Annotated in this window: 16 protein-coding genes; 9 read left to right on the top strand and 7 right to left on the bottom strand. The window is 68.1% G+C overall.

Translation table 11 applies throughout. The annotated features are described in order from the left end of the window. Positions 1 to 90: 90 nt before the first annotated feature. Positions 91 to 3,687, bottom strand: coding sequence for a DNA polymerase III subunit alpha (gene dnaE, locus ABLE43_RS13410; protein WP_348978938.1), 3,597 nt, complete (start codon positions 3,685 to 3,687; stop codon positions 91 to 93). Positions 3,688 to 3,788: 101 nt separating this feature from the next. On the opposite strand from dnaE, the gene ABLE43_RS13405 reads away from it, so the two are divergent. Next, positions 3,789 to 4,334, top strand: a complete 546-nt coding sequence (locus ABLE43_RS13405) for an HdeD family acid-resistance protein (RefSeq protein ID WP_348978937.1) — start codon at positions 3,789 to 3,791, stop codon at positions 4,332 to 4,334. Positions 4,335 to 4,438: 104 nt separating this feature from the next. Here ABLE43_RS13405 and ABLE43_RS13400 read toward each other — a convergent pair whose 3' ends face one another. Genes ABLE43_RS13400 through ABLE43_RS13390 form a run of 3 tightly spaced genes read right to left on the bottom strand, consistent with a single transcriptional unit; the run spans position 4,439 to position 6,832 of the window. Next, the gene (locus ABLE43_RS13400; protein WP_348978936.1) at positions 4,439 to 4,918 is read right to left on the bottom strand and encodes a glutathione peroxidase; all 480 of its coding nucleotides are present in this window, start codon (positions 4,916 to 4,918) and stop codon (positions 4,439 to 4,441) included. Next, positions 4,915 to 5,589: an ABC transporter ATP-binding protein gene (locus tag ABLE43_RS13395; RefSeq protein WP_348978935.1), complete on the bottom strand. Its 675-nt coding sequence runs from the start codon at positions 5,587 to 5,589 to the stop codon at positions 4,915 to 4,917. The genes ABLE43_RS13400 and ABLE43_RS13395 overlap by 4 nt, the downstream gene beginning before the upstream one ends. Further along, the gene (locus ABLE43_RS13390) at positions 5,582 to 6,832 is read right to left on the bottom strand and encodes a lipoprotein-releasing ABC transporter permease subunit (protein WP_348978934.1); all 1,251 of its coding nucleotides are present in this window, start codon (positions 6,830 to 6,832) and stop codon (positions 5,582 to 5,584) included. The genes ABLE43_RS13395 and ABLE43_RS13390 overlap by 8 nt, the downstream gene beginning before the upstream one ends. A gap of 391 nt (positions 6,833 to 7,223) precedes the next feature. Between ABLE43_RS13390 and ABLE43_RS13385 the strand changes: the two genes are divergently transcribed. Then, entirely contained in the window at positions 7,224 to 7,877 is a 654-nt protein-coding gene (locus ABLE43_RS13385) for a glutathione S-transferase family protein (RefSeq protein ID WP_348978933.1), read from the top strand. Positions 7,878 to 7,897: 20 nt separating this feature from the next. Here the strand turns inward: ABLE43_RS13385 and ABLE43_RS13380 are convergent, their stop codons facing one another. Next, positions 7,898 to 10,402 carry a TonB-dependent receptor gene (locus tag ABLE43_RS13380; protein ID WP_348978932.1) on the bottom strand — a complete coding sequence of 835 codons (2,505 nt, stop codon included), beginning with the start codon at positions 10,400 to 10,402 and terminating at the stop codon, positions 7,898 to 7,900. Between the two features lie 236 nt (positions 10,403 to 10,638). Here ABLE43_RS13380 and ABLE43_RS13375 point away from each other — a divergent pair, with 236 nt between their 5' ends. Further along, positions 10,639 to 11,112 carry an Hsp20 family protein gene (locus tag ABLE43_RS13375; RefSeq protein WP_348978931.1) on the top strand — a complete coding sequence of 158 codons (474 nt, stop codon included), beginning with the start codon at positions 10,639 to 10,641 and terminating at the stop codon, positions 11,110 to 11,112. Positions 11,113 to 11,438: 326 nt separating this feature from the next. Here ABLE43_RS13375 and pyrG read toward each other — a convergent pair whose 3' ends face one another. Continuing rightward, positions 11,439 to 13,088 (bottom strand): CTP synthase, encoded by a 1,650-nt coding sequence (pyrG, locus tag ABLE43_RS13370; RefSeq protein WP_348978930.1) that lies wholly within the window; start codon positions 13,086 to 13,088, stop codon positions 11,439 to 11,441. Between the two features lie 95 nt (positions 13,089 to 13,183). After that, entirely contained in the window at positions 13,184 to 13,543 is a 360-nt protein-coding gene (gene secG, locus ABLE43_RS13365; protein ID WP_348978929.1) for a preprotein translocase subunit SecG, read from the bottom strand. A gap of 272 nt (positions 13,544 to 13,815) precedes the next feature. Between secG and ABLE43_RS13360 the strand changes: the two genes are divergently transcribed. The 6 genes from ABLE43_RS13360 to edd all read left to right on the top strand — a co-directional run bounded on the left by ABLE43_RS13360 (position 13,816) and on the right by edd (position 20,198). Then, a complete protein-coding gene (locus ABLE43_RS13360) occupies positions 13,816 to 14,142 on the top strand; it encodes a MarR family transcriptional regulator (RefSeq protein WP_348978996.1) in 327 nt (108 codons plus the stop codon). Further along, positions 14,072 to 14,965, top strand: coding sequence for a C40 family peptidase (locus ABLE43_RS13355; protein ID WP_348978928.1), 894 nt, complete (start codon positions 14,072 to 14,074; stop codon positions 14,963 to 14,965). The genes ABLE43_RS13360 and ABLE43_RS13355 overlap by 71 nt, the downstream gene beginning before the upstream one ends. After that, positions 14,962 to 15,891, top strand: coding sequence for an N-acetyl-gamma-glutamyl-phosphate reductase (argC, locus tag ABLE43_RS13350; RefSeq protein WP_348978927.1), 930 nt, complete (start codon positions 14,962 to 14,964; stop codon positions 15,889 to 15,891). Before ABLE43_RS13355 ends, argC begins: the two co-directional genes overlap by 4 nt. A gap of 217 nt (positions 15,892 to 16,108) precedes the next feature. Continuing rightward, positions 16,109 to 17,569 (top strand): glucose-6-phosphate dehydrogenase, encoded by a 1,461-nt coding sequence (gene zwf / locus ABLE43_RS13345; protein WP_348978926.1) that lies wholly within the window; start codon positions 16,109 to 16,111, stop codon positions 17,567 to 17,569. Between the two features lie 104 nt (positions 17,570 to 17,673). After that, positions 17,674 to 18,378 carry a 6-phosphogluconolactonase gene (pgl, locus tag ABLE43_RS13340; protein ID WP_348978925.1) on the top strand — a complete coding sequence of 235 codons (705 nt, stop codon included), beginning with the start codon at positions 17,674 to 17,676 and terminating at the stop codon, positions 18,376 to 18,378. Further along, the gene (gene edd, locus ABLE43_RS13335; protein ID WP_348978924.1) at positions 18,378 to 20,198 is read left to right on the top strand and encodes a phosphogluconate dehydratase; all 1,821 of its coding nucleotides are present in this window, start codon (positions 18,378 to 18,380) and stop codon (positions 20,196 to 20,198) included. The genes pgl and edd overlap by 1 nt, the downstream gene beginning before the upstream one ends. Positions 20,199 to 20,306 lie beyond the last annotated feature (108 nt).

Here is a 20,306-nt window from a genome sequence, read left to right as displayed (position 1 = left end):
GCGAAGTCGAGGGACGTGCCGCCAGCGCACCGCGCGGTGTCTCGACTGCGCTCGACACGAACGGGCGAGGGAGGAATCGAACCGGAACCCCTACCCCACCGCCGCCAGCGTCGCCTTGACCGTATCGAAGCTCGCCGCCGTCACGCCCGGCAGCCGCCGCACCCGCTCCGCCAGTTCGCCGTCGATGCGGAAGGTGCGCCCGAGGCACAGCCGCGCCTCGATCCCGTCCGCCGCCGGGACCGCGATCCAGATTTCGCCGCGCCCGCCGCGTTCCTCCGCCACCAGCGCGGAGAGCGCCGGATAGGCCGCCGCATCCTCGACACTGAGGTCGAGGCGCAGCCGCACGTCGCGCGCGATCGCGTCGAAGGGTTTCAGTGCCTTCACCGTCGCCCGCGCGCTTTCGTCGCCCGCGCGGCGATCGAGTTCGAGGGTGAACAGCCCGCACCCGCCGATCTTGCCCGCCGCCTCAAGGTCCGCCGCCGGACCTTCGTCGAAGCACGTCACCGGCACCTGCCCGGACGCATCGGACAGTGTCGCCATCATGTAGCGCTTGCCGCGCGCCGAAGTGCGCCAGCGCGCATCCTCGACCAGCGCCGCCACCGTCGCGCCGACGCGCCCGCCCTCGGGCACCGGGGTCGATGCGAGGTCGGCGATCTGCCGCGCACCGTGCGCGCTCGCCAGATGGGCATAGCGGTCGAGCGGATGCGCCGAGAAATAGAAGCCGAACGCATCCTTCTCCGCCCCGATCGCCTCGGTCAGCGACCAGTGCACGTCGGGCAGGCGGATCGCCGCCTCCGCCGCGCCGGTCGCCTCGCCGAACAGCCCGCCCTGCCCGCTCGACCGGTTCGCCTCGGTGCGCTGCGCCGTTGCCATCAGCGTGTCGGCCAGCGCATGGACGGCGGCGCGATCGGCGGCGATGCAGTCGAACGCGCCCGCCGCCGCCAGCGTCTCGATCTGGCGCTTGTTGAGCAGCTTGGGGTCGACCCGCTGCGCGAAATCGTCGAGCGACTTGTACGGCCCCTTGCCCGCGCGCTCCTCGACCATCAGCTCCATCGCGCGCTCGCCCACGCCCTTCAGCGCCGACAGCGCATAGCGCACCGCGAGGCCTCGCTCGGTTTCCTCCACGCCGAAGGTCGCGTCGCTGGCGTTGATGCACGGCGGCAGGCAGTCGATGCGCAGCCGCTTCATGTCGTCGACGAAGATCGCCAGCTTGTCGGTCTGGGCATAGTCGAACGCCATCGACGCGGCGAAGAATTCGTGCGGGTGATGCGCCTTCAGCCACGCGGTCTGGTACGCGAGCAGCGCATATGCCGCCGCGTGGCTCTTGTTGAAGCCGTATCCGGCGAACTTGTCGATCAGGTCGAACAGCTCATTGGCCTTGGCCGCCGGGATGCCGTTCACCCTGGCGCAGCCCTCGACGAAGATCGAGCGCTGCGCGTCCATCTCCGCCTGTACCTTCTTGCCCATCGCGCGGCGCAGCATGTCCGCGCCGCCGAGGCTGTAGCCCGCGAGGATCTGCGCGGCCTGCATCACCTGTTCCTGATAGACGAAGATGCCGTAGGTCTCGTTCAGGATTGGTTCGAGTGCGTCGTGGGGATAGACGATCGGCTCGCGCCCCGCCTTGCGCGCGCCGAACATCGGGATGTTGTCCATCGGCCCCGGACGATACAGCGAGACGAGCGCGATGATGTCGCCGAAATTGGTGGGGCGCACGGCGGTGAGCGTCCGTCGCATCCCCTCCGATTCAAGCTGGAACACGCCGACCGTATCGCCGCGCTTGAGCAGTTCGTACGTCTCTGCATCGTCCCAGCCGAGGCTGTCGAGATCGACCGTGATCCCGCGCCGCGCGAGCAGTTCGACCGCGAACTTCAGCACCGACAGCGTCTTGAGGCCAAGGAAGTCGAACTTCACCAGCCCGGCGCCCTCGACATATTTCATGTCGAACTGCGTGACCGGCATGTCGGAGCGCGGATCGCGGTACAGCGGCACCAGTTGCGCCAAAGGGCGGTCGCCGATCACCACGCCCGCCGCGTGGGTCGACGAATGGCGCGGCAACCCCTCGAGCTTCATCGCGAGGTCGAGCAGGCGACGCACGTCGTCCTCGCGCGCATACATCTGGTGCAGTTCGGACACGCCGTTGATCGCGCGGTCCAGCGTCCATGGATCGGTCGGGTGGTTCGGCACCAGCTTGGCAAGGCGATCGACCTGGCCATAGCTCATCTGGAGCACGCGGCCCGTGTCCTTCAGCACCGCTCGCGCCTTGAGCTTACCGAAGGTAATGATCTGCGCCACCTGATCGCGGCCGTATTTCTGCTGGACGTAGCGGATCACCTCGCCGCGCCTGGTTTCGCAGAAGTCGATGTCGAAGTCGGGCATCGACACGCGCTCGGGGTTCAGGAAGCGCTCGAACAGCAGCCCCAGCTTGATCGGATCGAGGTCGGTGATGGTCAGCGCCCATGCGACCGCCGAACCCGCGCCCGATCCGCGCCCCGGCCCGACCGGAATGTCGTGATCCTTCGCCCATTTGATGAAGTCGGCGACGATCAGGAAATAGCCGGGGAACCCCATCTGGCAGATCACGTCCAGCTCGAACTCGAGCCGCGCGAAATAGTCGGGAAAGCGCGCCTGCAATTCCGCTTCGGTAAGGTCGGGGATCACGCCGGTCGGCGCCGCGACCACGGCGGCGGGCGCGTCCTCCCATGGCGCGGGGTCGGCCGCCTCGACCTCGGCCTGCACCAGCCCGGCGTCCAATGCGACGATCTTGCGGAGGCGATCGACGAGGCCCGCGCGCGAATCGACGCGCAGCTTCTGCGCCTCGCCCTCGCGGTCGCCCGCAAGGCTGGGCAGGATCGGCTTGCGCTTCGGGGCCGCCACCGCACAGCGCTGCGCGACGACCAATGTGTTGGCCAGCGCCTCGGGCAGGTCGGCGAACAGGTGGCGCATGACGGCTGCGGGCTTCAGCCACGCCTCGGGCGAGGAACGCTGCCGGTCCTCGCTGACGACATAGCTGGAACTGGCGATGCACAGCATCGCGTCATGCGCGTCGTGGAAATCGGCCTCGGCGAAGCAGCACGGGTTGGTCGCGACCAGCGGCAGGTCGCGGGCATAGGCGAGGTCGATCAGCGCCGCCTCCGACCGCTGCTCGACCGGCTCGCCGCGCCGGGCGATCTCCACATACAGCCGGTCGCCGAACAGCGCCTGCAACCGGTCGGCATAGGCGTTCGCCGCATCGACCTGCCCCTCGGCCAGCAGCCGGGCGAGCGCGCCGTCGCCTGCGCCGGTCAGCGCCACCAGCCCGTCGCTGCGCCCGATCAGCGCGTCGAGCGGCACATGCGCCGGGATTTCGACCGGCCGGTCGAGATGCGCCATCGACACCAAGGCGCACAGATTGTCATAGCCCGCCGCATCCTGCGCATAGAGCGCCAGCCAGTCGATCACCGGCTCCGCCCCCTCCGCCGCGCCGGGCCGCGCCACCGCCAGCAGCGTGCCGACGATCGGCTGGACGCCCTGATCCTTGCAGGCGTCGGAAAAGGCCATCGCGGCATAGAGGCCGTTGCGATCGGTCAGCCCGGCGGCGGGGAAGCCGAGCTTGCGCGCGGTCTTGGCGATCGCCTTGGGATCGATCGCGCCTTCCAGCATGGTGTAGGACGAAAAGATGCGGAGCGGCACGAACCCGGAATGCGACATGGGGGTACACGTAACCCTGATGTCATGATTCGACCAGTGCGGGCGCGACGGAACCCCTTGTCCCGGCACCCGTTCGGGGGCGGACAGGGAGGTCCGCGACCATGACCGATTTCGCCCGATCCACGCCCGGAACGCGCAACACCACCGGCTGGGGCTGGACGCTCGCCTATGGCATCGTCTCGGTGCTGGTCGGCATCCTCGCCTTTGCCGCGCCTTTCCCGGCGACGATCGCCGCGACGCTGGTGGTCGGCTTCTTCTTTCTCGCGGGCGGCATCGCGTCGCTGGTGGCGGGGTTCCGCGCGCGGCACGGGCACCGCGGCTATGCGATCTTCCTCGGGCTGCTGTCGGTGCTGGTCGGCGGCTATATGATCGTGCAGCCGGTCGGCGGCGCGCTGTCGCTGACGCTGATGGTCATCGTATGGCTGGCGGTGCGCGGGGTGATGGAACTGGTGATCGGCTTCCGGGTGAAGCGGCTGCGTGTCGCGATGCTGGCGCTGGGCGCGCTCAACCTGCTGCTGGCGATCCTGCTCTATGCCACCGTGCCGTGGTCGGCGCTGACGCTGCCGGGCTATATTCTGGGAGCCAGCTTCCTGTTCAGCGGGGTGGTGGCGATCTTGGCGGCGCTCGGGGACAGGAAGACGGCCTGACATTCTCCCCTCCCTGGAAGGGGTGGGTCAGCCCGCGAGAGAAGGTTGTGCCCGCCTCAAGCCTACCCACCCCCGGCCCCTCCCTTGTCAGCGAGGGGAGCGATTTACCGGAGCGCCCGCTCGATATCCCCGGCCAGATCCTCGGGCTTGGTCGTCGGCGCGTACCGCTTCACCGATCCGTCGCGCCTCACCAGAAACTTGGTGAAGTTCCACTTCACGCCTTCGCTGCCCAGCACGCCCGGCGCGGCGGCCTTCAGCGTGCGGAACAGTGGTGCGGCATCCGGTCCGTTCACCTCCACCTTGGCGAATACCGGGAAGGTCACGTCATAGGTCAGCGAACAGAATTGCGCGATCTCGCCCGCATCGCCCGGCTCCTGCGCCCCGAACTGGTTGCAGGGGAAGCCGAGCACCGCCAGCCCCGCCGGTCCGTACCGCCGGTGCAGCGCCTCAAGGCCCGCATATTGCGGGGTGAAGCCGCATTTCGACGCGACGTTGACGATCAGCAGCAGCCGGCCCCGCCAGGCCTCCAGCGTCGTCATGCTCCCGTCCGCCGCCTCGACCGGCAAGGTGAACAGGTCGCTCATTGCAGCACCCCGTCGTGCAGGCGCACCACCCGGTCCATCCGGGCCGCCAGCCGCTCGTTGTGCGTCGCGACCAGCGCCGCCGATCCCTGTCCGCGCACCAGCCGCAGGAATTCGGCGAACACCACGTCCGCCGTCGCCTCGTCCAGATTGCCGGTCGGCTCGTCCGCCAGCACCAGCGCCGGGCGGTTGGCCAGCGCGCGCGCGACGGCCACCCGCTGCTGCTCGCCGCCCGACAACTGGCTCGGGCGGTGGGTCAGCCGCTTGCCGAGGCCGAGCGCGGTCAGCAATTCGCTTGCCCGCGCATCGGCCTCCCTGCGCTCGGCCCCGCGCACCATCTGCGGCAACACGACATTCTCCAGCGCGTTGAAGTCGGGCAGCAGGTGGTGGAACTGATAGATGAAGCCCATCGCATCGCGCCGCACCTCGGTCCGCGCATTGGCGCCGAAGCCTGCGACCTCCTGCCCGCACACGAAAATCTTGCCCTCGAACCCGCCTTCGAGCAGGCCTACCGCCTGCAACAAGGTCGACTTGCCCGATCCCGACGGCCCGAGCAGCGCGACGATCTCGCCCGGCGCGATCGTCAGGTTGACCCCGCGCAGCACGTCGATCGTCGCTTCCCCCTGCGTGAAGCTGCGCTTCAGGTCGCGGGTCTGGAGAACCGGCTCAGTCATAGCGCAGCACCTGCACGGGATCGGTATTGGCCGCCTTGAACGCCGGATACAGCGTGGCGAGGAACGAGAAGAGCAGCGCGGTCAGTGCGATCGCGACGATCTCGACCGGATCGACCTTCGACGGCAGCTCGGTCAGATAGCGCATGGTCGGGTCCCATATCTCGATCCCCGTCACCGCACCGATCGCCCCGATCACCTGCTGGCGGAAGGCAAGGAAGATGAATCCCAGCACCAGCCCCGCCCCCACGCCCAGCGCGCCGATGGTGGTGCCGACCGTCATGAAGATGCGCAGCATGCCGCCGCGCGTCGCGCCCATCGTCCTGAGGATCGCGATGTCGCGCGTCTTGGCGCGCACCAGCATGATGAGCGACGACAAGATGTTGAACACGGCGATCAGGATGATGATCGACAGCACGGTGAAGGTCACGATCCGGTCGACCGACAGCGCCTGGAACAGCTCCGAATTGAGCTGCCGCCAGTCGGAAATCTGCGCCTGCGCGACGAACTTCTCCCGCAGCGGTGCCATGATCCGGTCGATATCGTCGGGGTCGTTCGTCTCGATCTCGACCATGCCGACCGAATCGCCGGTCAGCAGCAGCTGCTGCGCATCCTCGATCGGCATGATGACGAACGCCTTGTCGTAATCATAGACGCCGACCTCGACGATCGCCGCCACGCGGTACGGCACCTGGCGGATCATCGTGCCGAACGGGGTCGTCGGCCCCTGCGGACTGATGATCGTCAGCTCGCTGCCGACCGTCACGCCCAGCGCCTGCGCAAGGCGCGATCCGATGATGACGTTGCCGCTGCCCGGCGTCACCGCGTTCAGCGAGCCGAGCTTCACATTGTCGCGGATCGTCGGGGTCGATCGGATGTCGCTCACCCGCATGCCGCGCGTCAGGATGAATTCGGACCGCCCGTTATAGGTCGCGAACAGCGGTTGTTCGATCAGCGGCGTCGCACTGGTGACGCCGGGCGTCCGCCGCGCTTCCTCGGCGATCCGCCGCCAGTCGGGCAGCTGGTTGTTATATCCCTGGATGATGGCATGGCCGTTCAGTCCGACGATCTTGTCGAACAGCTCGGCGCGGAAGCCGTTCATCACGCTCATGACGATCACCAGCGCAGCGACGCCCAGCATGACGGCGACGAGGCTGATCGAGGCGACCAGCGCGATGAACGCCTCGCCCCGTCCGGGCAACAGATATCGGCGGGCGATCATCCGCTCGTAACGCGACAGCAGCATGGCGGCGGTAATGATCCTCAGGCGACGTTGTTTCCCGCTGTAGGTACGCTTCTTGCCCCCCGCAAGACCGGCTGTTGCACAATGAACACATGGTGAAGGAAAGCGTAAGTGCCGCCTTGCAACGCTGGTGACAGCAACAGTCGGGACACGTATCGGTGTCCCCACGAAACGCAGGCAAAACAGGCCACGGTTCGGGGAGGCCAACCGGCTCCGCCCTGGAAGGGGGGAAGGGGCGTAGAAGCGGTGGCAACCAAGGGGGCTGACGAGCGATCGTCACGCAGGCGGCCGGGCTGGCGACAGTCCGGCCGTTTGCCGTTTCGGGGCCTGTCGGCGCTTTCCTTTCCGGCCGCAACGGCGATAGTCTCCGCAGCCGACGCAAAGGAGGATCGCGATGTCGACGACGTTCCGGCTATTCTACAGCAACGGTGCCTGCTCGCTTGCGCCGCACATCGCGCTGGAGGAAACCGGCGCTCCGTTCGAGCCGATCCGCATCGACATGGCCGCGGGCGAGCAACGTCGTCCCGAATTTCTCCGCATCAACCCCAAGGCGCGCGTCCCGGCACTTGCCGTCGACGACTGGGTGCTGACCGAGAACCCCGCGATCCTCCAGTTCATCGCGCGTTCTTTCCCCGATGCCGGGCTGTGGCCGGCGCAGCTGCGCGACCAGGCGCGGGTCGCCGAATGGCTGGCGTGGATCGCATCGACCGTGCATGTCGCCTACGCCCATGTCCGCCGCGCGGAACGCTATGCCGACAGCGCGGCGGCACTGGCGGACGTGCGCGCCAAGGGCCTCGCGACCTCTCGCGACCTGTGGGGCGCCGTCGACGCACGGATCGGCGAGGGTCCATGGGCGATCGGCAAGCACTATAGCGTGGCGGATGCCTATCTGCTGGTATTCTGGACATGGGGGCGCGGGGCCACGCTCGGCTTCGACATGGCAAACGACTTCCCGCAATGGACCGCGCATGCGCTCCGGATGGCGCAAAGGCCCGCGGTGCGGCGCGCCTTTGCGCGGGAGGGCCTTGCGCTGCCTGCGGAGGGCTGAGCGAACCCCGCCCCGCACCTTCAGAACGACAGCTTCACCGTCCCGCCCCACGTCCGCGGATCGCCCAGCTGCGCCGAGATCAGCCCGGTATTGCCCGGCGTGACCGCCAGCGACTCGAAATAATCCTGGTCGAAGGCGTTGCGCACCCAGCCGAAGATGTCGAACTGCCCGGTGCGATAGCCCGCGCGGAAGTTGTGGACCGAATAGCCGTCGATGTCGGTATAGATTGACCGCGAGGCGTTGGACGAGAATTTCGAGCGGTAGCTCGCGTCATAGCCGAGGTAGAAGTCGCCGTCGCGGTCGAGAAGCTTCGTGGGCAGCCGATATTCGGTTCCCCATGAGAACGCCCATTTCGAGATGCCCGGCAGCCACTGGCCCGACACGTCGCAATTGGCGGGGCTGTTCGCGCCCGGCGTCGCAGGGCGTCCCGGCGGGGTGCCGGTGCCGCCGCCCGCCAGCTCGGGCGGGCACGGCGCATCGACGAAGCGGACGAACTTCGCGTCGGTGAAGGCCCCGCTCCAATAGGCGTTCCAGCGATCGGTCGCCCGGATCGAGAAGTCCGCCTCCACGCCGCGCGTCCGCACCCGGTCCGCATTGGCGAGATAGCCGCGCAGCACCTGGCTGCCGCTGACGTTGCTGATGACGCTCGCCTGGAAATCCTTGATGCCGGTCCAGAAGGCGGCGAGGTTCAGCGTGATCCGCTTGTCCCAGAACTGCGTCTTGGCCCCGATCTCGAAATGATCGACCTTTTCCGGATCGATCTGCGCCACGTCGAGCGCGGGGGTGCCGTCGCTGCGGCTCGGCACGCCGTTCAGGTTGATGCCGCCGGTCTTGAACGATCGCGCATAGGTCGCATAGGTCAGCACGTCGGGCGTGACCTTGTACGACAGGTTGAGGTCGTAGGAGAGGTTCCACGCGCTGAACTTCGGCTCGAAGAACTGCGACGCCTGCACCCCGCGCTGTGCCGCGGTCCAAGGGTCGTTGTAATAGGGGCTGCCGGGCGTGGCGCTCACCACCTGGCGGGTGCCGTCGGACGCGGTGCCGGTGACGACCGAATCGTACCGCCCGTCCTTGCGATCGTAATTGACGCGGATGCCGGGGGAGACGGTGAAGCGGTCGTTCACCTCCCAGTTCAGCTTGCCGAAGGTCGCGACGCTCAGATTGTCGAGCCGGATGTCGTTGAGCGCCAGCACCCCGTTCAGCACCGCCGGATTGCGCGACAGGGCACTGGTCGGGTTGAGCAGCCACGCGCTGGCGGCGGTGCCGGTTTCCTGCACGCCGGTCGTGTGGATCTTCTGGTAGAAGCCGAACGCACCGACCACGAAGTCATAGCCGGTGCCCGCATGGGCATAGCGGACTTCCTGGGTATACTGGTCCTGCTTGGTCGGGTTGTTGACCCGGGTATAGACCGGCAGCCCGGTGAAGTCGCGGTCGTTGGCGGGCTGCCAGTCCCAGTAGCGCCATGCCGTGACCGAGGTGATCGTGCCGCTGCCTACGTCCCATTCGGCGCGTAGCGACGCGCCGCCCATCTCGTTGCGCGCCCGCAGCGCGGCGTCGAGATCGGTCAGCCGGTCGAACGGGTCGGTGCTCGGCACGCGATATCCGGGGAACAGCGCGGTCAGCGCGGCATATTGCCGGTTGGCGGCGCGCTGGGTGGTGCCGACCCGCGCATAGATCTGGCCGCAGCAGATCGGGTCCTGCAGGTTGAAATCGCCCGACAGGGTCAGGTTCAGGCTGTCGGTCGGCTTCCACAGCAGCGCGCCGCGCACGCCGATATTGTCCTGCGAGTTGATCCACTGGCGCGTCGCGACATTGTAGATCGTGCCGCGCCGGTCGGTGGTCGACAGGCTGATGCGCGCCGCCAGCTTGTCGGTCAGCGGGCCGGATACCGACACCTTGCCCTGCTTGAACTCGTAATTGCCCGCCGACACTTCGGCCCGGCCCTCGAAGGTGAAGCTCGGCGCGCGGGTGGTGATGTTGATCGCGCCCGCCGTGGTGTTCTTGCCGTAGAGCGTGCCCTGCGGCCCGCGCAGCGTCTCGATCCGCTCGACATCGACGAAGTCCAGCGTCGCGGCGGCGATGCGGTTGTAATAGACCTGGTCGATATAGATGCCGACACCCTGCTCGAACCCGTCGTTGGTCAGCCCGAACGGCGCGCCCAGCCCGCGGATGTTGATGAAGGTGTTGCGCGGGTTGGTGGAGAAGAATTGCAGCGTCGGCTGCAACTGCGTCAGCCGGTTGAGGTTGTAGGTGCCCTGCGCCTCCAGCGTCGCGGCACCCAGCACCGACACCGCGACCGGCACGTCCTGCACATTCTCCTCGCGGCGACGCGCGGTCACGACGATCTCGTCGCCGCCACGCTGGGCGGCCGGCTCCTCCTCGGGGGCGACGGTTGGCGCCGCCGCCGCGGGTGCGGCGGGCGGTGCCAGCATCGCCAACTGCCCCGGCGGTCCGGCCTGGGCGAAGGCGGGCTGGGTGAACATCGTGGCCGCGGCGAGCACGGCGAGCGAACGGCGATGGCGCATGGCAAAACCCCCTGAGCGATGCTTGTCTTTCCTTAATCCTATTTCACCCATGGGATTATGGTAGAAAGAAGCGCTGCGGGCGGCGTGAAGCAGGGATTGTTGCCGCCGGCCGCTTGAAACCCGGTGACGACGAACCATATGGGTTTTCGGGCGACGCCTTATGGGTCGCTCACGAACCGGCATTGCGTGGTAACGGATGCCGAGCCGTTCAATTCGCTTCATCAGGAGGATTTGACATGCGTAGCTTCGATTTCACCCCCTATCGCCGTTCGACCATCGGCTTCGACCGGCTGTTCGACATGCTCGAGAACAACGCGCGCACCAATGCGGGCGAGAACTATCCGCCGTTCAACCTCGAGCGCGTCGCCGAGGATCGCTATCGCATCACGCTGGCGATCGCCGGGTTCAAGCGCGACGAGGTGGAGATCACCGCGCAGCAGAACCTGCTGGTCGTCGCCGGTCGCAAGGCCGAGCAGACCGATGCGCAGAAGAGCGCGGTGCTGCACCTCGGCATCGCCAACCGCAGCTTCGAGCGGCGGTTCGAGCTGGCCGATTTCATCGTGGTGGAAAGCGCCGACCTCGCCGATGGCCTGCTGACCATCGAACTGCGGCGGGAAGTGCCCGACGCGATGAAGCCGCGCCGCGTCGCCATCGGCGACGAAACGCAGGTCAATCCGGTGCTCGAGAACGACACCAGGCAGGCCGCGTAACCCCTACGGCGCGTTGCTCCCTTGCGCGCCGTGGGCGGGCGCCCGGACATGGGTCCGGGCGCCCGTTCTGGTTTTGGGCGGGTAAGAAGAGGGTTGGTTCGCGCGGAGGCGCGGAGAGGGTGTGGCCTCCGAAGGTTGCGCACCGCAGGCTATCGCATCCCTGCCGCTCGCGATTCCGGGAAGGACGCTGCCGCGTCCAACACCTACTCCGCGCCTCCGCGCCTCTGCGCGAACCAAACTGCTTTTCTACCGCCCCTGCCCCATTGCCACGTCGGCGGATATGGCTTCCCGCCTACGCGGGAATGACGAGGGTTCGTGCGGGTCGGTCAGACCAGCCGCGACTGCTTCACCGCCGCTGCGATGAAGCTCGCGAACAGCGGGTGCGGGTCGAACGGCTTGGACTTCAGCTCGGGGTGGAACTGCACGCCCACGAACCACGGATGGTCGGGCCGCTCGACGATCTCGGGCAGCATGCCGTCGGGCGACATGCCCGAGAACACCAGCCCGCCGTGCTCCAGCATCTCGCGGTAGGCGGTGTTGACCTCATAGCGATGGCGGTGGCGTTCGCTGATCGTCGTGCCGCCATAGATCGACGCCACCACCGAATTGCCCGCCAGCGCCGCTTCATAGGCCCCCAGCCGCATCGTGCCGCCGAGGTCGCCGTCCGATTCGCGCTTCTGGATGCCCTCGGGGGTCATCCATTCGGTGATCATGCCGACCACCGGTTCGTCGGTCGGGCCGAATTCGGTCGACGACGCATCGGCGATGCCGCCCAGGTCGCGGACCCCTTCGATGCAGGCCATCTGCATCCCGAAGCAGATGCCGAAATAGGGCACGCGCCGTTCGCGCGCGAAGCGGACGCTGGCGATCTTGCCCTCCGCGCCGCGTTCGCCGAACGCGCCGGGGACGAGAATCGCGTGGCACGGCTCCAGTTCGGCGGCGACCATGTCGTGCTCGCCCTCGAACAGTTCGGCGTCGATCCAGCGGATGTTGACCTTCACCCGGTTGGCGATGCCGCCGTGCACCAGCGCCTCGTTGAGCGACTTGTAGGCGTCCTGCAGCCCGACGTACTTGCCGACCACGCCGATGGTGACTTCGCCCTCGGGGTTCTGCAACCGGTCCATGATGTCGCTCCAGCGCGACAGGTCGGGCGCGGGGCCGGGTTCGATGCCGAACGCGCGCAGCACTTCGGCGTCGAGCCCCTCGGCATGATATTGCTCGGGCACCGCATAGATGCTCGGCGCGTCGAGCGCGGGGATGACGGCGGCGGCGGGCACGTTGCAGAACAGCGCGATCTTGGCGCGCTCGCTCGGCGGCAGCGGCTTTTCGCAGCGGCAGACCAGTACGTCGGGCTGCACGCCCAGCGCCGCCAGTTCGCGCACCGAATGCTGCGTCGGCTTGGTCTTCAGCTCGCCCGCCGCCGCGATATAGGGCACCAGCGTGACGTGGATGCTGATCGAGCGGCCCCGGCCCAGCTCGTTCTTGAGCTGGCGGATCGCCTCGATGAACGGCAGCGATTCGATGTCGCCCACCGTCCCGCCGATCTCGCACAGCACGAAGTCGAGGTCGTCGCCGTTGTCGTCGACGGTATCGGCCTGCGCGAACGCCTTGATCGCGTCGGTGACGTGCGGGACCACCTGCACCGTCGCGCCCAGATAGTCGCCACGCCGCTCGCGCTGGATGATAGTCTGGTAGATGCGGCCCGAGGTGACGTTATCGGACTGGTGCGCCGCGACGCCGGTGAAGCGCTCGTAATGGCCGAGGTCGAGGTCGGTCTCCGCCCCGTCGTCGGTCACATAGACCTCGCCGTGCTGATAGGGCGACATCGTGCCCGGATCGACGTTGAGATAGGGGTCGAACTTGCGGATGCGGACCTTGTAGCCGCGCGCCTGCAACAGTGCTGCGAGAGAGGCCGCCATGAGGCCCTTGCCGAGCGACGAGACCACGCCGCCGGTGATGAAGATGTACCGCGCCATGGGAGATATCGCCTAGCGTCGAACGCCATCGCCGCCAAGCGCGAGGTTGCCCCCGCGCCCGCGAAACACGATGACCGGTTGATGGAAAAGGGCGGTTAGCGCGCCAGCGGGACCGCGGCGTTGTCGGCACCCGTCAGGTTGCCGATCGGATCGGCCGCCGGATTGGCCGGGCCGGTCGCGGCGGGCGGCGGAGTCGTCGGCCGCGCGAGCGAGGTGTCGATCGAGCCCGACCCGCGATTCGCCGCGATCACCGCCAGCGCGATGCTCATCGCGATGAACAGCCCGGCGAGGATCGCCGTCGCCCGCGTCAGGAAATCGGCCGCCCCGCGCGCCGACATCAGCCCCGAAGGGCTGCCGCCGGTGGTCAGCCCGCCGCCTTCCGACTTCTGCATGAGGATCACCGTCACGAGCAGCGCGGCGATGATCGCATGGACGACGAGCAGGAAAGTGAACATGGGCTGGGAACGTTTCCGAAAGTTGGCGATCGCACGACCGAAGCCGGGCACATAGGCGAGCCGCGCCCCGCGATCAACCGGGGCGCGCCGTGCCCGACCGGACCCGCCCCGACGGGCCGGGTACGAAGCCGTACTGCGAATCCGTAACATTATCGTTCCGAAGCGGAAACCAAGCGCACAAGTGCGACGTTCCTGTTTCCGATCCCGCCCGAACAAGGCCATTTTCCAGGTAAGGCTCCTGTATGTTTCCGAGCACGCTGCTGAAGAAATGGATGGACGGACTCGTCGATTACGTGCGGTCCGGCGAACCCGATCTTACCAATCGCCAGATGGCGCTGATGATGATCGTCTATCTGCAACCGGGGCCCCATACGGTGCGCGGGCTGGCGCGGGCGCTGAACGTGTCGAAACCGGTCGTGACACGCGCCTTGAATCGGTTGGGCACGCTCGGCTATCTCCGCCGCCAACGCGACGATGCCGACAAGCGCAACATCTTCGTCGCGCAGACGAGCGAAGGGGCCAATTTTCTTGCAGAGTTCGGGCAGTTCATGGGCGGCGACGGAGTCGGCGACTTCAACCGACGTCACGCCAACGCGTAGCCGTTTCGCGCTGCGCACCCGCTCGGCGGCGATCGATCCGCGGATCGAGGCAGTCCGGCGCGATCTGGCCGATATCCGCATGGCCGACCGGGTGTTCGCCCCGCATTATGCGGTGCCGGTGCGCCGGACCGTCGGTGTCGTGACGCCGCTGACCGAGACGCCCGGCGGCCCCGCCCTGTCGCAACTGCTGCCCGGCGAGCCGTTCGACGTGCTCGAATTCACCTCCGGCCATGGCTGGGGCCGGTCGCCGATCGACGGCGCGGTCGGCTTCGTCGCGTGCGACGGGCTGTGCGCCGCCTTTGCCGCCACCCATGTCGTCGCGGTGCGAGAGACGGTGGTGCACGGCGATCCCTCCCCTGCCCGCCCCCTGCCGCTGACGCTGCCGATGGGCGCGCGCGTCGCGGCGAGCGGCGGCGGCGACTGGGTCGAGGTCGACGGCGGCTATGTCCGCGCCGACGACCTGCTGCCGCTCGACTCGCCCGGCGGCGATCCGGTCGCGATCGCCTTGCGTCTGCAAGGCGTCGCGGAGGTTGCGGGCGGCCGGTCGGGCGCGGGCGTCGATGCCGCGGGCCTCGTGTTCCTCGCGTGCACGCTGGCGGGGGAAGCCGTGCCGCGCTTCGCCGATCTTCAGGCGGAAACGATCGGCACGCCATTGTCCGCCGGGGACGTGCCCGCGCGCGGCGACCTGCTGTTCTTTGCCGATCATGTCGCGATGCTGGTCGATGCCGGTACCGCGATCCATGCCGACGGCACGGTGCGCTGCGAGGATGTCGCCGCGCTCGACCGGTTCGGCCCCATTCTCGCGCGGAGGCGCCCGGCATGAGCGTGCGTGTTTTCATCGACGGGGCGGCGGGCACCACCGGCCTCGAGATCGCCGACCGGCTGGGCGGTCGCCCGGAGATTGACTTCATCACCCTCGACGATGCCCGGCGCAAGGACCCGGCGGCACGGCGCGAGGCGCTGAACGACGCCGATTTCGTCGTGCTGTGCCTGCCCGACGACGCCGCGCGACAGGCGGTGGCGCTGATCGACAATGACCGTACCCGCGTGATCGACGCCTCCACCGCGCACCGGGTGGCGGACGGCTGGACCTATGGCATGGCCGAGCTGGAGCCGTCACAGCCCGGCGCCATCGCCACCGCGATGCGGGTGTCGAATCCGGGTTGCTATCCCACCGGCTTCCTCGCGCTGGTGCGCCCGCTGGTCCGCGCCGGGTTGATCCCGCACGACTGGCCGGTCAGCGTCAATGCCGTGTCGGGCTATTCGGGCGGCGGCAAGGCGATGATCGCCGAGTTCGAGGGCGGCGATACGCGAACCGCCTTTCGCGGCTACGGCCTCGGCCTCGCCCACAAGCATGTCGCGGAGATGCAGCGCCACGCCCGGCTCGCCCATCCGCCGCTGTTCACGCCCGCCGTCGCCAACACCTATCGCGGCATGGTGGTCGAGGTGCCGTTGCCGCTGTTCGCCTTCCACCGCCGCCCGAGCCTGACCGCGATCGAGCAGGCGCTGCACGACGCCTATCGCGAATTGCCGGTGGTGCGGGTGCTCCCCGCCGACGAGTCGGTCGTGGAGATCGAGGCGGACGCCGGGACCGACCGGCTGTCGCTGCGCGTGTTCGGCAACATGGAGACGGGGCAGGCCCGGCTGATCGCCACGCTCGACAATCTCGGCAAGGGCGCGGCAGGCGCCGCGGTGCAGAACTTCAACCTGATGGCCGGGTTCGACCAGACCGCCGGACTGACGCTGTAGCCGCGACTTCGTCATTCCGGCGCAGGCCGGAATCCATGGACGCGGGCCGATGCGGTTCCGGCAACACGTTCCGTATCCATGGATCCCGGCCTTCGCCGGGATGACCCAGGACGGCGCCACGCAATCGTTTTCACTACCCGCATACCTATGCCACCTTCGCGTTTGCGAAATAGGCTGCTAGGAGCGCGCGAGACCGATACGAGACGAAGGAGCAGGCATGACGAGGCAAGCGGTAGCGAAGCTGCTGTTGTTCGGCGCGACGGGGGACCTGTCGCAGCGGATGCTGCTCCCCTCGCTCTACGGCCTCCATGCCGACGGACTGCTGCCGCAGGGGCTGACGATCACCGGCACCGCGCGGCACGAGTATGACGACGCGGGCTTCCGCACCTTCGCGCATCAGGCGCTCGACCAGTTCCTGCCCGACGACCGCAAGGACGAGGCCGCGATCGAGGGGTTCCTCGCACGGCTCTACTATCAGCCGCTCGATGCGTCGAACGTCGACGGCTTCGGCGCGCTGGCCGAGAAGCTGGGCGACATCTCGGGCGGGCTCGCGATCTTCCTGTCGACCGCGCCGTGGCTGTTCGGGCCGACGATCACCGGGCTGAAGAGCGCCGGGCTGGCCGGGCCGAACGTGCGGATCAGCCTCGAGAAGCCGCTCGGCAAGGATCTCGAGTCGAGCCGCGAGATCAACGATCTGGTCGCCGCCGCCTTCCCCGAGGAGCGGACCTACCGGATCGACCATTATCTCGGCAAGGAAACCGTCCAGAACATCCTCGCGCTGCGCTTCGGCAATGCGATGTTCGAGCCGGTGTGGAACGCGCGCGGCATCGATCACGTGCAGATCACCATCTCGGAGACGGTCGGGCTGGAGGGCCGCGCGGGCTATTACGACGAGGTCGGCGCGCTGCGCGACATGGTGCAGAACCACGTCCTGCAACTGGTCGCGCTGATCGCGATGGAGCCGCCCGCCAAGTTCGACGGCACCGCGATCCGCGACGAGAAGGTGAAGGTGCTGCGTTCGCTGCGTCGCATCGGCGCGGACGAGGTCGGCAGCCACACCGTCACCGGCCAGTATGACGCGGGCGCGGTCAAGGGCGAGATCGTCCGCGGCTATGACGAGGAACTGGGCAAGGATTCGGACACCGAGACCTTCGTCGCGGTGAAGGCGCATGTCGACAACTGGCGCTGGCAGGGCGTGCCCTTCTACCTGCGCACCGGCAAGCGGATGCAGGATCGCCATTCGGAAATCTCGATCCATTTCAAGCCGGTGCCGCATTCGATCTTCGCCGATCGCGGCGGGCGGTTGCAGCCGAACGTGCTGGTCATCCGCCTCCAGCCCGAGGAATATGTCCGCCTGCTGGTGATGGCCAAGGAGCCGGGGCTCGACCGCGACGGCGTGCGCCTGCGCGAGGTGCCGCTCGACCTGTCGCTGACGACGGCGTTCGCGGGGACGCGGCGGCGCATCGCGTACGAGCGGCTGCTGCTCGACCTGATCGAGGGCGATCCGACGCTGTTCGTCCGCCGCGACGAGGTGGAGGCGCAGTGGCAGTGGATCGATGCGATCCGCGAGGGGTGGAAGGCCAACGGCACCCACCCCAAGCCCTATCCGTCGGGCAGCTGGGGTCCGAACGCCAGCGTGGCGCTGACCGAGCGCGACGGGGTGACGTGGAACGAGTGAGCGGCTGAGGCGCTCCCTTCCCGTCCCCCGTTCGCTTCGAGCCTGTCGAGAAGGCGTTCTCGACAAGCTCGAACCAAACGGATTTTCACAGGATAAAGAAGCACATGACCGAGATCGAATGGTGGGAATATGACGAACCCGCCGAATTCGCCGCCGCGCTGGCGGGCGATATCCAGTTCATCATCGAATCGGCGATCGATGCGCGCGGCGCGGCGGTGATCGCGCTGGCCGGGGGGCGTACCCCCGCCCCGATCTATGCCGAGCTGGTCAAGGCGAAGCTCGACTGGAAGCGCGTCACGATCGTCCCCACCGACGACCGCATCGTGCCGATGGGCGACGCGCTGTCGAACGTCACCGGCCTCGCCAAGATCTTCCTGCCCAAGGGCGCGCGGGTGATCCCGCTGACCGCCGAGAAGGCGGCGGATTACAAGGCGGCGGGCCGCGCGGCGGATGCCCGGTTGCAGGACCTGCACTGGCCGCTCGACCTGTGCCTGCTCGGCATGGGTGCCGACGGGCACACCGCCTCGATCTTCCCCGGCCCCGACCTGACCGAAGCGCTGACCGGCCCGAAGGAGCGCCGCGCGCTCGGCGTCCTGCCCGATCCGCTGCCGCCCGAGGCGCCGGTGGCGCGCGTGACGCTCAGCCACGCCGCCATCGCTTCCGCCCGCGCGCTGATGATCGCGATCACCGGTGCGGAAAAGAAGGCCGTGCTCGAACGCGCGATCGATCAGGGCGCATCGTCCGCCTATCCGATCGGCCGGGTGCTGGCCGAAGTCGAACTTCCCGTCGATATCCACTGGAGCGAATAATGGCCCTTCACGCCGAAATCGCCGCCGTCACCGACCGCATCATCGAAGCGTCGCGCGACAGGCGCGCCGCGTACCTCGCGCTGATCGACCGCGAACGCGACAGCGGCGTCGACCGCCCGATGCTCGGCTGCGCGAACCTGGCGCACGCCTATGCCGGGACCGACGAGGACCGCGACCTGATGCGTCCAGCCAACCGGATGAACATCGGCATCGTCACCGCCTACAACGACATGCTGTCGGCGCATGCGACCTATTACCGCTATCCCGAACAGATGAAGGTCTGGGCGCGCGAAGCGGGCGTGACGGCGCAGGTCGCGGGCGGCGTGCCCGCGATGTGCGACGGCGTGACGCAGGGCTATGCGGGGATGGAATTGTCGCTGTTCAGCCGCGACACCATCGCGCTGTCGACCGCGGTCGCCCTGTCCCACGGCACGTTCGAGGGCGCGGCGCTGCTCGGCATCTGCGACAAGATCGTACCGGGCCTGCTGATGGGCGCGCTGCGCTTCGGCCATCTGCCGATGGTGCTGATCCCGGGCGGCCCGATGCGCACCGGCATCCCCAACAAGCAGAAGGCGGCGGTCCGCGAAGCCTATGCCGAAGGGAAAGTGGGCCGCGAGGAACTGCTCGACGCCGAGATCGCGGCCTATCACGGCAAGGGCACCTGCACCTTCTACGGCACCGCGAACAGCAACCAGATGATGATGGAGGCGCTGGGGCTGCACATCCCCGACGCCTCCTTCGCCAACCCGACCACCAAGCGGCGGCAGGAACTGACCCGCGCCGCCGTCCACCGGCTGGCGGAGATCGGCTGGGACGGCGACGACTATCGCCCGATCGGCCGCGTGGTCGATGAAAAGGCGATCGTGAACGCCGCGATCGTGCTGCTGGCGACGGGCGGTTCGACCAACCACCTGATCCACCTGCCCGCGATCGCGCGATCGGCGGGGATCGTGATCGACTGGGAGGATTTCAACCGCCTGAGCCAGGTCGTGCCGCTCCTCACGCGGGTCTATCCCAACGGATCGGCGGACGTGAACGGCTTCGAGGATGCGGGCGGGCCGTCGTTCGTGATCCGCGAGCTGCTGCGCGGCGGGCTGATGCACGCCGACACGCTGACCATCGCGAAGGACGGCATGGCCGCCTATGGTCGCCAGTCGGTGATCGAGGACGACAGGCTGGTCTGGCGCGATCATGCCGCAAAGAGCGGCGACGACAGCATCGTGCGCACCATCGACGATCCGTTCAGCCCCGAAGGCGGCTTCCGCATCCTCGAGGGCAATATCGGCCGTGCCTGCATCAAGGTGTCGGCGGTGGACCGCGACCGTTGGGTGATCGAGGCGCCGTGCCGCGTGTTCAGCGACCAGGCATCGGTGCAGGCGGCGTTCAAGGCGGGCGAGCTGGACCGCGACGTGGTGGTGGTGGTGCGCCATCAGGGACCGCGCGCCAACGGCATGCCCGAACTGCACAAGCTGACCCCGGCGCTGGGCGTGCTCCAGAACCGTGGCTACCGGGTGGCGCTCGTCACCGACGGACGCATGTCGGGCGCATCGGGCAAGGTGCCCGCCGCGATCCACCTGTCGCCCGAGGCGCTGGGCGGCGGCCCGATCGGCAAGCTGCGCGACGGTGACGTGATCCGGCTGGACGCGGACGCCAACACGCTCCAGGCGCTGGTCCCGGCGGACGAATGGGACGCGCGCGACCACGCGCCGGTTCCCCCGGCGGCGGACGGCACCGGTCGCGAAATCTTCGCGATGATGCGCCAGGGCGCCAGCGAGGCGGAAGCGGGCGGATCGGCGATGCTGGCGGCGGCGGGGCTGTAACCGCCGGAGCGAACCATCAACCGTACCCCCGCGCAGGCGGGGGTCCAGGGCAACGAGCGTCGACCCGCGCAACCCTGGATCCCCGCCTTCGCGGGGATACGCAACCGG

This window comes from Sphingomonas silueang, from assembly GCF_040049155.1.
GTDB classification, from domain to species: Bacteria; Pseudomonadota; Alphaproteobacteria; order Sphingomonadales; family Sphingomonadaceae; genus Sphingomonas; species Sphingomonas silueang.
The sequence above is the reverse complement of the archived record's forward strand: the minus strand, read 5'-3'. Positions and strand labels throughout refer to the sequence as shown.

What these genes read in the sequence shown, in the direction of transcription:
- dnaE (WP_348978938.1), bottom strand. Translation starts at nt 3,687, where the DNA reads ATGTCGCATTCCGGGTTCGTGCCGCTCCGCATCTTTTCGTCCTACACC.
- ABLE43_RS13405 (WP_348978937.1), top strand. Translation starts at nt 3,789, where the DNA reads ATGACCGATTTCGCCCGATCCACGCCCGGAACGCGCAACACCACCGGC.
- ABLE43_RS13400 (WP_348978936.1), bottom strand. Translation starts at nt 4,918, where the DNA reads ATGAGCGACCTGTTCACCTTGCCGGTCGAGGCGGCGGACGGGAGCATG.
- ABLE43_RS13395 (WP_348978935.1), bottom strand. Translation starts at nt 5,589, where the DNA reads ATGACTGAGCCGGTTCTCCAGACCCGCGACCTGAAGCGCAGCTTCACG.
- ABLE43_RS13390 (WP_348978934.1), bottom strand. Translation starts at nt 6,832, where the DNA reads ATGCTGCTGTCGCGTTACGAGCGGATGATCGCCCGCCGATATCTGTTG.
- ABLE43_RS13385 (WP_348978933.1), top strand. Translation starts at nt 7,224, where the DNA reads ATGTCGACGACGTTCCGGCTATTCTACAGCAACGGTGCCTGCTCGCTT.
- ABLE43_RS13380 (WP_348978932.1), bottom strand. Translation starts at nt 10,402, where the DNA reads ATGCGCCATCGCCGTTCGCTCGCCGTGCTCGCCGCGGCCACGATGTTC.
- ABLE43_RS13375 (WP_348978931.1), top strand. Translation starts at nt 10,639, where the DNA reads ATGCGTAGCTTCGATTTCACCCCCTATCGCCGTTCGACCATCGGCTTC.
- pyrG (WP_348978930.1), bottom strand. Translation starts at nt 13,088, where the DNA reads ATGGCGCGGTACATCTTCATCACCGGCGGCGTGGTCTCGTCGCTCGGC.
- secG (WP_348978929.1), bottom strand. Translation starts at nt 13,543, where the DNA reads ATGTTCACTTTCCTGCTCGTCGTCCATGCGATCATCGCCGCGCTGCTC.
- ABLE43_RS13360 (WP_348978996.1), top strand. Translation starts at nt 13,816, where the DNA reads ATGGACGGACTCGTCGATTACGTGCGGTCCGGCGAACCCGATCTTACC.
- argC (WP_348978927.1), top strand. Translation starts at nt 14,962, where the DNA reads ATGAGCGTGCGTGTTTTCATCGACGGGGCGGCGGGCACCACCGGCCTC.
- zwf (WP_348978926.1), top strand. Translation starts at nt 16,109, where the DNA reads ATGACGAGGCAAGCGGTAGCGAAGCTGCTGTTGTTCGGCGCGACGGGG.
- pgl (WP_348978925.1), top strand. Translation starts at nt 17,674, where the DNA reads ATGACCGAGATCGAATGGTGGGAATATGACGAACCCGCCGAATTCGCC.
- edd (WP_348978924.1), top strand. Translation starts at nt 18,378, where the DNA reads ATGGCCCTTCACGCCGAAATCGCCGCCGTCACCGACCGCATCATCGAA.